12 protein-coding genes and 1 pseudogene are annotated in these 13,502 nt (G+C 67.5%); 9 read left to right on the forward strand and 4 right to left on the reverse strand.

The features are described from left to right. Positions 1 to 38: 38 nt before the first annotated feature. Together IE206_RS24400 and IE206_RS24405 are read left to right on the forward strand one after the other, a co-directional pair. A complete protein-coding gene (locus tag IE206_RS24400; protein WP_078966308.1) occupies positions 39 to 437 on the forward strand; it encodes an OB-fold nucleic acid binding domain-containing protein in 399 nt (132 codons plus the stop codon). Positions 438 to 440: 3 nt separating this feature from the next. Next, positions 441 to 1,172 (forward strand): DUF3159 domain-containing protein, encoded by a 732-nt coding sequence (locus tag IE206_RS24405; RefSeq protein WP_189965505.1) that lies wholly within the window; start codon positions 441 to 443, stop codon positions 1,170 to 1,172. 73 nt (positions 1,173 to 1,245) lie between these two features. Here IE206_RS24405 and IE206_RS24410 read toward each other — a convergent pair whose 3' ends face one another. Together IE206_RS24410 and IE206_RS24415 are read right to left on the reverse strand one after the other, a co-directional pair. After that, a complete protein-coding gene (locus IE206_RS24410; protein ID WP_189965507.1) occupies positions 1,246 to 1,914 on the reverse strand; it encodes a potassium channel family protein in 669 nt (222 codons plus the stop codon). Next, entirely contained in the window at positions 1,914 to 2,582 is a 669-nt protein-coding gene (locus IE206_RS24415) for a potassium channel family protein (protein ID WP_189965509.1), read from the reverse strand. Before IE206_RS24415 ends, IE206_RS24410 begins: the two co-directional genes overlap by 1 nt. 228 nt (positions 2,583 to 2,810) lie before the next feature. Between IE206_RS24415 and IE206_RS24420 the strand changes: the two genes are divergently transcribed. Then, positions 2,811 to 4,856, forward strand: coding sequence for an APC family permease (locus IE206_RS24420; RefSeq protein ID WP_189965511.1), 2,046 nt, complete (start codon positions 2,811 to 2,813; stop codon positions 4,854 to 4,856). A 144-nt stretch (positions 4,857 to 5,000) separates the two neighbouring features. Then, positions 5,001 to 6,341 carry a class I SAM-dependent RNA methyltransferase gene (locus IE206_RS24425; RefSeq protein WP_189965513.1) on the forward strand — a complete coding sequence of 447 codons (1,341 nt, stop codon included), beginning with the start codon at positions 5,001 to 5,003 and terminating at the stop codon, positions 6,339 to 6,341. Positions 6,342 to 6,648: 307 nt separating this feature from the next. Here IE206_RS24425 and IE206_RS24430 read toward each other — a convergent pair whose 3' ends face one another. Beyond that, positions 6,649 to 6,864 (reverse strand): hypothetical protein, encoded by a 216-nt coding sequence (locus IE206_RS24430; protein ID WP_226599778.1) that lies wholly within the window; start codon positions 6,862 to 6,864, stop codon positions 6,649 to 6,651. A 178-nt stretch (positions 6,865 to 7,042) separates the two neighbouring features. Here IE206_RS24430 and IE206_RS24435 point away from each other — a divergent pair, with 178 nt between their 5' ends. The 5 genes from IE206_RS24435 to IE206_RS43605 all read left to right on the forward strand — a co-directional run bounded on the left by IE206_RS24435 (position 7,043) and on the right by IE206_RS43605 (position 11,623). Then, positions 7,043 to 7,528 carry a hypothetical protein gene (locus IE206_RS24435; protein ID WP_189965515.1) on the forward strand — a complete coding sequence of 162 codons (486 nt, stop codon included), beginning with the start codon at positions 7,043 to 7,045 and terminating at the stop codon, positions 7,526 to 7,528. A gap of 1,109 nt (positions 7,529 to 8,637) precedes the next feature. After that, positions 8,638 to 9,495 carry a sigma-70 RNA polymerase sigma factor region 4 domain-containing protein gene (locus IE206_RS24440; RefSeq protein WP_189965517.1) on the forward strand — a complete coding sequence of 286 codons (858 nt, stop codon included), beginning with the start codon at positions 8,638 to 8,640 and terminating at the stop codon, positions 9,493 to 9,495. Between the two features lie 114 nt (positions 9,496 to 9,609). Further along, entirely contained in the window at positions 9,610 to 10,299 is a 690-nt protein-coding gene (locus IE206_RS24445; protein ID WP_189965519.1) for a hypothetical protein, read from the forward strand. A 1-nt stretch (position 10,300) separates the two neighbouring features. Next, the gene (locus tag IE206_RS24450; RefSeq protein WP_308433946.1) at positions 10,301 to 10,615 is read left to right on the forward strand and encodes a helix-turn-helix domain-containing protein; all 315 of its coding nucleotides are present in this window, start codon (positions 10,301 to 10,303) and stop codon (positions 10,613 to 10,615) included. 588 nt (positions 10,616 to 11,203) lie between these two features. Then, a complete protein-coding gene (locus IE206_RS43605) occupies positions 11,204 to 11,623 on the forward strand; it encodes a DUF6907 domain-containing protein (protein ID WP_373300977.1) in 420 nt (139 codons plus the stop codon). Here IE206_RS43605 and IE206_RS24460 read toward each other — a convergent pair. Beyond that, a pseudogene (locus tag IE206_RS24460) lies at positions 11,591 to 12,939 on the reverse strand (IS30 family transposase). The gene IE206_RS43605 and the pseudogene IE206_RS24460 sit on opposite strands and share 33 nt — an antisense overlap. Positions 12,940 to 13,502: the final 563 nt, after the last annotated feature.

The raw sequence follows: 13,502 nt of genomic DNA on the forward strand, positions 1-13,502 counted from the left end.
TTGATCCCGTGGGGGTGTCCCCCCGGTACGCTTTCTGTATGAGTGCTGACCTTCGTACCGAGAAGCCCGCGGGGCGCTTCCGCCGGATGCTCGACCGGCTGTCCACCTCGCAGGAGGACCTGCACTCCGCGGAACTGCAGGAGGACACGCAGGCCACGGGGTGCACCCGCATCTCCGAGTGCAGTGACCGCCAGATAGTGAAGGTGACTGGTACCTTGCGGACCGTCACCCTGCGTCCGCGGGCGGGCGTGCCGGCGCTGGAGGCCGAGCTCTTCGACGGCACCGCCCCACTGGACGTGGTGTGGCTGGGACGGCGCTCGATCGTGGGCATCGAGCCGGGCCGCAAGCTCATCGCTTCGGGCCGGATCTCCATGAGCCACGGCCGGCGGGTCCTGTTCAACCCCAAATACGAACTCCGACCGCTCGGACAGGAGTAGCCGGTGACGTCAGTCGACAAGCCGACCACCGCCCCCACGCCCACTCAGCCCGCCGACGACGCGAAAGCAGTGACCGAGGCCGCGCTCTTCGAGGCCTTCGGCGGCGTGCGCGGCATGGTGGAGACGGTCCTGCCGGGACTGCTCTTCGTCACGATCTTCACGGTCAACAAGGACCTGCACACCTCGGCGATCGCCGCCCTCGCGGTGTCGCTGCTGCTCGTCGTGGTCCGCCTGGTCCGCAAGGACACCATGAAGCACGCCTTCAGCGGCGTCTTCGGCGTGGCCTTCGGCGTGGTCTTCGCGATGATGACGGGCAACGCCAAGGACTTCTACCTGCCGGGCATGCTCTACACGCTCGGCCTGGCGCTCGCGTACATCGTGACCACCCTGTGCGGAGTGCCGCTGATCGGGCTGATCCTCGGCCCGGTCTTCAAGGAGAACCTGTCCTGGCGCACCCGCAACCCGGGCCGCAAGACGGCGTACGCGAAGGCGAGCTGGGCCTGGGGGCTCATCCTGCTCGCCAAGTGCGCGATCCTCTTCCCGCTGTACTGGTGGGCCAACACCTCGCAGCTCGGCTGGGTCCTGATCGCCCTGAAGATCCCGCCGTTCCTGCTCGCGGTCTGGCTCACCTGGGTCTTCCTCGCGAAGGCCCCGGCGCCGATCGACGTCTTCGCCGAGATGGAGGCGGAGGAAGCGGCCGAGAAGGCCCGCAAGGCCGCGGCCGGCGAGGCGTAACCCTTTTCGGCAAAGGAAGGGCCCGGAACCGATACGGTTCCGGGCCCTTCCCCTACGTACTCGAAGCGGGGAATCAGTCCTCGCGGCGGACCGACAGCAGGTCCTCCAACTGCTCCTCGCGGGCCTGGGCGGCCACGAACAACAGCTCGTCGCCCGCCTCCAGGGTCTCCTCTTGGCTCGGCGTGAGCACCCTCGTACCCCGGATGATCGTGACGAGCGAGGTGTCCTCCGGCCAGGCCACGTCCCCGACCTGTGTGCCGGCGATCGCCGACTCCGGCGGCAGCGTCAGCTCGACCAGGTTGGCGTCGCCGTGGCTGAAGCGCAGCAGGCGTACGAGATCGCCGACGCTCACCGCCTCCTCGACCAGCGCCGACATCAGACGCGGCGTCGAGACGGCGACGTCCACGCCCCACGACTCGTTGAACAGCCACTCGTTCTTCGGGTTGTTAACCCGGGCCACCACCCGCGGCACCCCGTACTCGGTCTTCGCGAGCAGCGAGACGACCAGGTTCACCTTGTCGTCACCGGTGGCCGCGATGACCACGTTGCAGCGCTGCAGCGCCGCCTCGTCGAGCGAGGTGATCTCGCAGGCGTCCGCGAGCAGCCACTCCGCCAGCGGCACCCGCTCCACCGAGATGGCGGTGGGCGCCTTGTCGACGAGGAGCACCTCGTGCCCGTTCTCCAGGAGCTCGCCCGCGATGGAACGGCCCACCGCGCCGGCCCCGGCAATCGCAACCCGCATCAGTGACCGCCCTCCTCGGGACCCTGGGCGAACGCCGCCTCGACCTTTTCGACCTCGTCGGTACGCATCATGACGTGCACCAGGTCGCCTTCCTGCAGCACCGTCTGGGACGTCGGAAGCACCGCTTCGCCCAGCCGGGTGAGGAACGCGACACGGACGCCGGTCTCCTCCTGCAGCTTGCTGATCTTGTGACCGATCCAGGCCGTCGAGGTGTGCACCTCGGCCAGCTGCACGCCACCGCTCGGGTCGCGCCACAACGGCTCCGCGCCGGACGGCAGCAGCCGCCGCAGCATCTGGTCGGCGGTCCAGCTGACCGTCGCGACCGTCGGAATGCCGAGCCGCTGGTAGACCTCGGCACGGCGCGGGTCGTAGATCCGCGCCGCCACGTTCTCGATGCCGAACATCTCGCGCGCCACCCGGGCCGCGATGATGTTGGAGTTGTCACCGCTGGACACCGCGGCGAACGCCCCGGCCTCCTCGATGCCCGCCTCGCGCAGGGTGTCCTGGTCGAAGCCGACGCCGGTGACCCGGCGCCCGCCGAAGCCCGAACCCAGCCGACGGAAGGCCGTGGGGTCCTGATCGATCACCGCGACCGTGTGCCCCTGCTGTTCCAGGGTCTGCGCGAGAGCGGCTCCCACTCGCCCGCAGCCCATGATGACGATGTGCACGTCCCCTTACCCCGCACTCCTGGTCGCCCCGATGACCTGCGCAAACACCCTGCTCACTACTTCCTTCTCGGCTAGCCGGGCAACAGCGTGGCAACAAAAATCCACGTTGCCGCCTGATGAGCTTATGCGGCCCGCCCGGCGATGCACTCACTCAGTGCCCCCATCACGCAAACCCGTCGACGGGAGCCGGGTGGGCCTTATTAAGACAGAGCGCTTACGATCCTCTGCGTGTCCAAACTGACCGACGTGCCCAAACGGATCCTGATCGGCCGGGCGCTGCGCAGCGACAAGCTGGGAGAAACGCTCCTCCCCAAGCGCATCGCACTCCCCGTCTTTGCCTCCGACCCGCTCTCGTCCGTTGCGTACGCCCCCGGAGAAGTACTCCTGGTGCTTTCCGTGGCGGGTGTGTCGGCGTACCACTTCAGCCCCTGGATCGCGGTCGCGGTCGTGGTGCTGATGTTCACCGTGGTCGCCTCCTACCGGCAGAACGTGCACGCCTACCCGAGCGGCGGCGGCGACTACGAGGTCGCCACCACCAACCTCGGTCCCAAGGCCGGACTCACCGTCGCCTCAGCCCTGCTGGTCGACTACGTGCTGACGGTGGCCGTCTCGATCGCCTCCGGCATCGAGAACCTCGGCTCCGCGATCCCCTTCGTCGTCGAGCACAAGGTGCTGTGCGCCGTCGCCGTGATCGTGCTGCTCACCCTGATGAACCTGCGCGGCGTGAAGGAGTCGGGCAAGCTCTTCGCGATCCCGACGTACGTCTTCGTCGCCGGCGTCTTCATCATGATCGCCTGGGGGGCGTACCGGGGCCTGGTCATGGGCGACACCATGAAGGCACCGACCGCCGACTACACGGTCCGGGCCGAGCACCAGGGCCTGGCCGGCTTCGCCCTCGTCTTCCTGCTCCTGCGCGCCTTCTCCTCCGGCTGCGCAGCCCTCACCGGCGTCGAGGCCATCAGCAACGGCGTGCCCGCCTTCCGCAAGCCCAAGTCGAAGAACGCCGCCAGCACCCTGGCCCTGATGGGCGCCCTGGCCGTCACCATGTTCTGCGGCATCATCGCGCTGGCCATGAGCACCCACGTACGGATGGCCGAGAAGCCCGGCGAGGACCTGCTGCACAACGGCACCCCGCTCGGCTCCGGATACGTCCAGAACCCGGTGATCTCCCAGGTGGCCGAGGCCGTCTTCGGCAACGGCAGCTTCCTGTTCATCGTGCTCGCCGCGGCCACCGCCCTCGTCCTGTTCCTCGCCGCGAACACCGCCTACAACGGCTTCCCGCTGCTCGGCTCGATCCTCGCCCAGGACCGCTACCTGCCCCGCCAGCTGCACACCCGCGGCGACCGCCTCGCGTTCTCCAACGGCATCGTGCTGCTCGCCGGCGCGGCCGTCCTGCTCGTGGTGATCTACGGGGCGGACTCGACCCGGCTGATCCAGCTGTACATCGTCGGCGTCTTCGTGTCGTTCACGCTCAGCCAGACCGGCATGGTCCGGCACTGGAACCGCCACCTGGCCACCGAGCGGGACCCGGCCAAGCGCCGCCGCATGATCCGCTCGCGCGCGATCAACGCGTTCGGCGCGTTCTTCACCGGCCTGGTGCTCGTGGTCGTCCTCGCGACGAAGTTCACCCACGGCGCCTGGGTCGCGCTGCTCGGCATGGTGATCTTCTACGGAACGATGACCGCGATCCGCAAGCACTACGACCGGGTCTCCGAGGAGATCGCGGCCCCCGACGAGCCCAGCGACGACAGCGTGCGGCCCTCGCGCGTGCACTCGATCGTCCTGGTCTCCAAGGTCCACCGCCCCACCCTGCGCGCCCTCGCCTACGCCAAGCTGATGCGCTCCGACCAGCTGGAAGCGCTGTCGATCTCGGTCGACCCGGCCGAGACGAAGGCCCTCAAGGAGGAGTGGGAGCGGCGCGGCATCAACGTACCGCTCAAGATCCTCGACTCGCCCTACCGCGAGATCACCCGGCCGATCATCGAGTACGTCCGGGGCCTGCGCCGCGAGAGCCCGCGCGACGCGATCAGCGTGTTCATCCCCGAGTACGTGGTGGGCCACTGGTACGAGCACCTGCTGCACAACCAGAGCGCGCTGCGGCTCAAGGGCCGCCTCCTGTTCACCCCCGGCGTCATGGTGACCTCCGTCCCCTACCAGCTGGAGTCCTCCGAGGCCGCCAAGAAGCGCGCCCGCAGGCGGGCGGACTGGAACGCGCCGGGTTCGGTGCGACGGGGCCCGGTGTCCCGGCCCAAGGAGCCGAGCAACAAGAGCTGAGCCGAGCGGCGCCGGGCTCGACCCGAGCCGGGCGTGAGCCGAGCCGTGCCTGTGGCGGGCGGCCGGGCGACACCCACGTAGACTGGTGGGCTGTCCGCCCGGCCGCCCGCCGCTTTCCCCTCTTCCCCCTGGAGTCACCCACCCATGCAGCAGAACGCACCCGAGCCGTCGCTGTCGTCGCTGGTCGGGGAGGAGTACGAGGTCGAGGTCGGCCCCGTCGCACACGGCGGCCACTGCATCGCCCGCACTGCCGAGGGCCGCGTCCTGTTCGTACGCCACGCCCTGCCCGGCGAGAAGATCGTCGCCCGGGTCACCGAGGGCGAGGAGGATTCGCGCTTCCTGCGGGCGGACGCCGTCCAGATCCTGGAACCCTCCAAGGACCGGGTCGAGGCCCCCTGCCCCTTCGCCGGCCCCGGCAAGTGCGGCGGCTGCGACTGGCAGCACGCCAAGCCCGGTGCCCAGCGCCGCCTCAAGGGCGAGGTCATCGCCGAGCAGCTCCGCCGGCTCGCGGGCCTGACTCCCGAGGAGGCCGGCTGGGACGGCACGGTCGTTCCCGCCGAGGGCGACAAGCTGCCCGCGGGCCAGGTTCCGGCGTGGCGCACCCGCGTCCAGTACGCGATCGACGACGAGGGCCGCGCGGGCCTGCGCAAGCACCGCTCGCACGACGTGGAGCCGGTCGACCACTGCATGATCGCGGCGCCGGGCGTGACGGAGCTGGGCATCGAGAAGCGGGAGTGGCCGCAGCTGGCGTCGGTCGAGGCGATCGCGTCCTCGGGCTCGCACGACCGCCAGGTGGTCCTCACCCCGAACCCGGGCGGCCGCCTCCCCCTGGTCGAACTCGACAAGCCCGTCTCGGTCCTCCGCGTCGAGGAGAAGGACGGCGGAGTCCACCGGGTCCACGGCCGGGCCTTCGTCCGCGAGCGTGCGGACGGCCGCACCTACCGCGTCGGCATGGGCGGTTTCTGGCAGGTCCACCCGCAGGCCCCGGACACCCTGGTGAAGGCTGTGATGCAGGGCCTGATGCCGCGCAAGGGCGAGATGGCGCTCGACCTGTACTGCGGCGTCGGCCTGTTCGCGGGCGCGATCGCCGAGCGCGTCGGCGAGACCGGGGCGGTCCTCGGCATCGAGTCCTCCAAGCGAGCCGTCGAGGACGCCCGCCACAACCTGGCCGACCTGCCCCGGGTCCGCATCGAGCAGGGCAAGGTCGAGCAGGTCCTGCCCCGCACCAAGATCACCGAAGCGGACCTGATCGTCCTGGACCCGCCCCGCGCGGGCGCCGGCAAGCAGACGGTCAAGCACCTGGCAGCCCTGGGCGCCCGCCGCATCGCCTACGTGGCCTGCGACCCGGCAGCCCTGGCCCGCGACCTGGCGTACTTCGCGGAGGCGGGGTACAGGCCGCGGACGCTGCGGGCGTTCGATCTGTTTCCCATGACGCATCATGTGGAGTGTGTGGCGATTTTGGAGCCTGCCGAAAAGGGCATCTGACCTGCGGGTTCTCTGGTGTACATTATGCGCGTTGTGGGCGTTACGGGCGATATCTTGACGCTGAAATGACGCTCGTGACGCGTATTTGACGCTCGTTCTGATGGAGTGTCAGGTGGGTGTTCCTGCAGGTGGCGATGCGTTGGCTGTGTCTTGCGGGAGGCCCCGCTTTGCCATCTCTTGGTGAAAATCCGTGGGGCTTGGGTGGTGTTGGGACTCAGCAGGAGTGCGGTCCGTACGGGCTCCAGTGGCCGAGGAAGGGCTTGAGGTCGGCGCTGCTGGGCTTCGGCGGTGTGGGCAGCTTCGGTACCTATGCGGACTCGGTGAGGCGTTGGATGTGTGCGTCTGCGAAGGCGATCCACACCTCGATCTCGGTCTTTTCCTGGCCGGGTGACAGAGAGGCGGCATGGTCTCGTACGGCTGTGACGTACTCGGCCAGGCGCTTGGCTTGGTGCCAGGCTTCTGCCTGTTCTTCGAGGTGTCTGACGCGGTAGGCGTGGGTGTAGGCGGCGCCGGCTTCTTGCATGGCGGCTTGCCAGTGCTGCTCTCTTTGTTCGGCAGCCTCCTGGTCTGCACGGCGTTCGCGTTCTGCTGCATCGCCGCGGAGGGTGACTTCCTGGGCGATCTCGGCGAGTTGGTCTTCCAGCGGGCGGTTGGGGGCGTCGGCCCATTCCTCGGCGCGGTGCGGGGAGCCGCCGCTGAGGATGAAGCGCAGCCGGGATGCGCCTCCACGAGTATTTCTTGGCGTCGGCGAGTTCCTTGTCGGTGGGGATGTGCCCGCCGCGGTCCTGTTCCTGAAGGACGAGGAACCCAACTCTTTCGCCGTGAGCAGTGATGGTGAAATGCGGCGGTGCGCTCCGGCGCCGATGGGCTGGGGGAGCGCCTTGCGTCGGCCCGAGCGTCGCGACATGCCCCTGCGCTTCGACGGCGGTGATGAGTGCCTGGATGATGCGCAGGGCTCGCCCTTGGACAGATTTGGTAAGTCCCATGGGTTGGGGGCGCTTTTGGAGAGCGGCCACCAGGGTGTGGGGTCGGGTGAGTTTGGTCGGCAGGGGGAGCGGGGCGAGTACGGCGAGGCGCCAGGCTGGAATTTCGACGAGCTTGATCTCGTAGCCGCGGTGAGTTCTATATCCGTACAGCTCGTGTGTGCGGGGGGTCTTTCCGGACTTGCGGGCGGCGTTGACCCGTGATGCCCAATTCACTGCGTGCGGACCGGAGACGGTGGGCTTGGTGAGGCATCCGTTGTTGGTGGCCAATTCCTTGAGGAGTTCGTCCGTGTAGTCTGCCTGGGCCTTCGGCTTGGTCTTGGTGTGCGGTCGTGTTGGGATTCCGCCGGGCTCTGCAGGTGTTTTGTCGCTCTGTCCCACGGGGCAGGCGTCGCGCTCGACCAGGTACTGTCGCCCTTTGTCGGTCAGTCGCGCGCCCCAATAGTCACGGTGCTTGATGAATTTGATGAGCCCTCGGCTTTGCAGGGCTTGAGCGCTGATCTTGTAGGCGCTGTCTGTCCAGACTCCAATCGGGGCATCCCTTGTCTACCCAGTCGAGCACGGCCTGTTGACGTTCGTTGAGGTCCAGCTGCACTTGATGCCTCCAGTGGCTCCCCGTGAGTGCCGCCTACGAGACAATGCCCGCCGCATTCGCAGGTATCCCGGGGCCACACAAGGACGGAGTCCTGGGCGAGAGAGATCTGCTGCGCCGCATGGCCTGTCAACGGGCGAAGCGGCCGCAGCTGCGAGAGGCCACGGGAGGTGCGACGGCCATCGGCGCGGGGTTCGTGGTCGCCGCATAGGATCGAGCGGTCATGCGAAACTCTGTGCGGAGGCGTGAGCGTGGCAAACCTGGTGCGACAGCAGGCCATTGATGTTGAGGTCGCGTACCGCGGTTTCTGCTTTCAGGAGTCCGACGACGGTGCGGCGCCTGACCGATTTCCGACGGCTCTACGAGGGGGGAGCCTCAATCTGACGATGCGGCTCACGGACCCCTCCACGTGTAAGCGGGCAGGCCGCGTGATCGAGCGGGCACGCAAGGAGCGGCGTCAGTGGTACGTGGATGCCGACCGGATCAGTCGTGAGCAGGCGGCGCTACGGCTGCCACCACTCTCTTGAAGTGTTCCCTCATCGGTCTAACTCAGTTGGGGAATAGATCAGATGTAGTCGCGCTGCGAGTTAAGCGGGCAAGAATGGGAAAGTTCGGTCACTCATGTCCCTAATGGGCGGATAGGGCGGTCTTATGTAGTGGGGGTGATCACTGGGGGCGCCAGCCGCCCGGTGCCGTGAGGGAATCCGTAGGGAGTTGGGCGATGCCGCCTGCCGCGAACCGTTCACTGCTGGACACAGTCGAATCCGTCTTTCAAGCACTCGCTGCCGACCCGAATCCACTCACCCTTGACGGCGACCTATTCGGGCAAGACGTTCTGTCCAGGCCGGTTCCGGTAGACGAAGCGAGGTCACTGCTGCTCGAGTGCCCGGAAACGGACATGCGGGACGCCGTCTGGAGAGCGCTCGTCCACCGAGCTCGCAGTGGCACGGACCGGGACGCGTGGTTGCTCGCCGCAGTCGGAGTCATGCTGCCGGGGCTGCGCAGTATCAGCAGGAAGCAGGCAGGCGGGCCGCAGGTGGACCGCGGAGATCTGGACTCGGAGGCGGTCGCCGAGTTCTTGTCCGAGATGCACAAGGCCGACCCCATGGCCGACGGCCTGTCGAAGCGGCTGTGGTGGGCGGCTTTCCGAGGCGCATACCGTGCCCGTCGGCACGACCTGGACGCCGTTCGGCATCTCGCGTCGGATCTCGGCGAGAGTATCCCCTCGGTACTGCGTTCCCCCAGTCACCCAGATCTCGCGCTGGCCAGGCTGTGTGAGGAGAAGGTCATCAGCCAAGCGGAAGGGGACCTCATCGGCCGAACCCGAATCGAAGGCGAACCGCTTGCAGCCGCTGCGCGGCGACTCGGCATCAGTTACGAGGCGTGCAGTAAGCGGCGCGGCCGCGCGGAACGCCGAGTCCTGGAGTACCTGACCCGACGTGAATCGGATCCGGTTCCGCCCGGCGCAACCGACTCCACTCGATCCTTCGCGCTGCGGAGCATCCGGCAGGGGGATCCGAGTATGAGAAGGAACGGGAACGGAACCGAAGCCTTCGGCGCAAGCTCTGTCGCAGCGTAAGGGAGAGGGGCCCCTATGCCATGGGCAGGTGAATGGGCACCGCTGGATTCGGTCGAGGCAGCGTTCCGAGCCATTGAATCCAGGTCGACAGCCTTCTCGCTTGATGTAGGCGGCATGAACATCGAGCACGAATTCCCGGGAGGAAAGGCCCCGTTGAGGGACCTCCGGAAGCGGCTTCTGGACAGAGGGACGTCCTACGCGGTCAGGGAAGACGTGTGGAAGGAGCTTGTCTTCCGGGCGCAGAGCCAGGGAGGGGACTGGCCCCTCGCTGCGGTGTGGATGATGGCGCCGGGACTGCGCGGAGCGGCGGCCCGAGTGGTGAGAGGAGGCGGGCTGCCCTTTCCGGACGTGGAGGCCGAAGTGATCGAGGGCTTCCTCAAGGAACTCAAGTCGATCGATGTCGATGCGCGCGGGGTGGCATCGCGGTTGTGGTGGGCCGGCTACCGGGCCGGCTTGCGTGCCCGGGCGACGTACACCGGCATGCTGCGAGCGGTTCCGCTTCCCGAGCCCTGGGCGTTGCACGCCCAGCGCCCGACTTCGGGGCACCCGGACTTCGTACTGGACCGGGCAGTGCGTGCCGGAGCTGTCACCGCCGACGAAGCCGAGCTGATCGGCCGTACCCGGATGGAGAACGAGGGGCTGGCGGACGCCGCGCGTCGCCTCGGCATCGGATATACCGCGTGCCGCATCCGGCGCGCGGTCGCCGAAGAACGCCTTGCTCGCTACCTGGTGGTCCCAGGAGCCGATGCCGGTTCGAATCGCCCTTCAAGCCCGACGCTCGCGGAATTGGCAGAGGCGGCCTGACATGAAACACAAGAACGAAGCCCCGCGGACCATGCTGTCCGAACCTGCGCAGGGAGGCATCGATGCGTCATCAGAGCACGTGGCTCAGAAAGAAACCACCACACAGGGAATCACCGTGCGGGAACTGCTTGCTCTGCCGGCCGTGGTGGATCTGCGCATGGCCGCCAAGGTGCTGCACATGGGCAGGAGCAAGGCGTACGAACTGGCCCAGCATGGCAGGTTCCCGTGCCCGCTGCTGAGGATCGGCACCACCTACCGCGTTCCCACCGCGCACCTGATCAGACTGGTGGGGCTGTCTGACCCCGAGGGTCTTTGAGGTGAGCATCCTTGACCAATTCCGGGGCGTCAGATGGGCGCCCCGGCATGGCTGGAGGTCCGACCGCGAGGTCGTCCTCGCCGTCAGAGCGGTCATCACCGAATACCTGGGCGGCGAAGCAGAGGACATTCTCCCTTCGGACGGCTTTGTCCCGGACGCTCTCGGAGCGGTGGTGGCGGCTCCCAGCAGGAACGGAACACCCAGGCCCTTCGTGGCAGTCAGGGCGGAACTACCGGTCGGCCTGCGAGCCGATCTCTGGGCATTCGGCACAGCTCTGGCAGTCGGGCTGGTCGGCAGTCGTGCTGAGTCCGGTGCTGGAGGGCTGCTGCTGGTCGGCCGTGAGCGCCATCTCGTCAGCGGACCGGGATGGGGACTTGCAGCCGCACTGATCGTCCAGCGGTTGGGCAGGCGGCCGGGAGACTGTGACTTTCGTGTGTACAGGAACATGGCCGATCTGGCGGACCCGCTACGGCGGGCAGCATGAGCGACCCTCCGCAGCCTGTCCTGAACATACCCCCAGAGGGTATTCTGCGTGAAATGCCGAAGAGGCCGGGCCGGGCCGACGGCCTTTGCGGAAAGGGAGCTGGCATGTCGCGGAAGGAAACGGGACTGCATGGCTCACGCCGATGTCCACCCTGGTGCGTCGAGGACTGTGGCCCGGTCCGTAGCGGCGCGCACTCGGGCGCTCCGGTGGGCTTGGAGGTGCCAGGGGAGCAGGACGGACGGTCCTCCCCGCCGATGCTCACGGCGCACATCGCCTGGCTGCATGAGGATGAGGACGGTGCTGAAGGCCGGAAACCGGAAGTCTGGGTGTTCTCCGACAGCGGCAGCGCCGAGCTGAGCCTTGAGCAGTTTGACGACCATATCCGGGATGTGGAGAGCCACGCGCTGCGGCTGCGTGCGCTGCGGACCCGGTACGCCACGGCCCTTGCGGGAGTGGAGGTGGCGATGGTGACAGACAAATCCAGGGTGAGTTCAACCGGTCGTTGCAACACTGGGCTGTTGTAGCGAGCGTAGCTGTTCCTCGAAGACTTCGGCCGGTGTCCGCCAACAGAGGACCTTGCGGGGCCGGTTGTTGATCGCCGTGGCGACCACTTCGAGGTCCTCGGCGGACCATCGGGACGGTCGGTCCCCTTCGGGAAGTACTGGCGCAGCAGCCCGTTGGTGTTCTCATTTGTCGGTCGTTGCCAGGGCGAGTGCGGATCGGCGAAGAACACCTTGGTCCTGGTATCGAAAGCGAACTGGGCATGGCCGGAGAGTTCCTTTCCCCGGTCCCAGGTGAGGGTCTTGCGTAGCTGCTCGGGCAGCTGCGTCATCGATGTGGTGAGCGCCGCGTTCATCGCGATCGCGCCATAGCCCCCGAGCGAGGTGCCGTTTTTCACCGGCGGGTTCTCGCTCGAGCCTTCGAGCCGAGGCAGGTGCACCAGGAGCGTGGAGCGGCTGCTGCGCTCGACCAGCGTGCCGATCGCGGAGCGGCCCGTCCCGATGATCAAGTCACCTTCCCAGTGTCCGGGGACCGCGCGGTCCCCAGCCTCGGCGGGGCGTTCGCTGAGGACGACGTCCGCGGTGACATGCCCTTGCGGCTTGTTCTGCGACCGCGCACGGGGAGTCCGTAGTGCCCGGCCGGTGCGCAGACACGTGACCAGCTCCCGCTTGAGCGCACCACGGCCCTCGATGAACAGCGCCTGGTAGATCGCTTCGTGGCTGATGCGCATGGACTCATCATCGGGGAAATCGACATGAAGCCGGCGCGAGATCTGCTCCGGGCTCCATGCCGTCGCCCATCTTCGGTCCTGCCGGTGCAGTTTGTTCAGCCCCTTCCACGCGGGCGTCTTGGGCCCGGTGACGATCGTGCCGTCGGGGCGGCGGACACTGCCGGCGAGCCGCTCCTGTACGTATTCACGCAACCTGTCGTTGCCTGCGAGCTTGGCCGCCTTCGGGCGCTTCGCGGCCTGCTGTGCCTTCCACTGAGCGACCGTGGCCCGGTATTCCTGCTTCCCGCTGCGGGTAGCGGCGTCGCGGCGCAACTCGCGCGAGACCGTCCCCGGGGCACGTCCGATCGCGCGGGCGATCTCTCGCACGCCCTTGTCCTGGGCGCGCAGAATCGCGATCTCCTCGCGCTCCTCAAAGGCCAGGTAGCGGCCGGTGGGCTCGTCCAGAGAGATCGGCGGCATGCCGCCAGCGTGACGGAACCACCGAGAACCGACCGGCCACGACACACCGACCGCCAGCGACGCCTCAGCCGTCGTCACACCCGTGGCGATCAGCCGCCAGAACTGCCGCTGAACCACCCGCGACGGATCAGGCCGGCCAGGCGAGCGCATCGCCGGCCTCAGCGCCCGGTCAGCACGCCACTGCCGCCGTAGTCCCTCGGGCGCATCGCCGGTCTTCCTGCCCCAGTCCCGCGTAGCGATCTTGAACACCTCCGAAATCAAGGTGTTGCGACGACCGATTGAATCCACCCCTGCAGGGTGCCGGCCGTGAGGGAGACGGAGATGCCGCTGCTGGGCCCGTCGCCGGGGAGGAAGTCGGTGTCATCGTCATCCATAACACGAGTATGGCATTTCAAATGCCATATGGCGACACCCTTGCTGCGCCTCTGCCCGCGCCCCTGCGATGGCCGACCGGAGAGTGTGACGTCTGCGCCGGATGAGCCATGCGTCAAGAGACCGCACGTAGCGCCCATAACGCACATCGACCCTGGCTCGAATTGCTCCCGGCGTGCGCCTGAACTGCCGATTCCTTTCACGCGTTTTCGTTTCACATGTTTTTGGTGACCCGCCATGTGGAGTGCGTGGCGATCCTGGAGCCTGCGTGACCTGCTGTTTCGTCGAGTGTGTGTTACGTGCGTAGTGGGCGTTACGGGCGATATCTTGACGCATATTCG

The organism is Streptomyces violascens, assembly GCF_014649955.1.
Taxonomy (GTDB): domain Bacteria; phylum Actinomycetota; class Actinomycetes; order Streptomycetales; family Streptomycetaceae; genus Streptomyces; species Streptomyces violascens.

Bases quoted from the DNA above. Each gene is read 5' to 3' on its own strand.
- IE206_RS24400 (WP_078966308.1), top strand. From the start codon at position 39: ATGAGTGCTGACCTTCGTACCGAGAAGCCCGCGGGGCGCTTCCGCCGG.
- IE206_RS24410 (WP_189965507.1), bottom strand. From the start codon at position 1,914: ATGCGGGTTGCGATTGCCGGGGCCGGCGCGGTGGGCCGTTCCATCGCG.
- IE206_RS24425 (WP_189965513.1), top strand. From the start codon at position 5,001: ATGCAGCAGAACGCACCCGAGCCGTCGCTGTCGTCGCTGGTCGGGGAG.
- IE206_RS24430 (WP_226599778.1), bottom strand. From the start codon at position 6,864: ATGCAAGAAGCCGGCGCCGCCTACACCCACGCCTACCGCGTCAGACAC.
- IE206_RS24435 (WP_189965515.1), top strand. From the start codon at position 7,043: ATGAAGCGCAGCCGGGATGCGCCTCCACGAGTATTTCTTGGCGTCGGC.
- IE206_RS24440 (WP_189965517.1), top strand. From the start codon at position 8,638: ATGCCGCCTGCCGCGAACCGTTCACTGCTGGACACAGTCGAATCCGTC.
- IE206_RS24445 (WP_189965519.1), top strand. From the start codon at position 9,610: ATGAACATCGAGCACGAATTCCCGGGAGGAAAGGCCCCGTTGAGGGAC.
- IE206_RS24450 (WP_308433946.1), top strand. From the start codon at position 10,301: ATGAAACACAAGAACGAAGCCCCGCGGACCATGCTGTCCGAACCTGCG.
- IE206_RS43605 (WP_373300977.1), top strand. From the start codon at position 11,204: ATGTCGCGGAAGGAAACGGGACTGCATGGCTCACGCCGATGTCCACCC.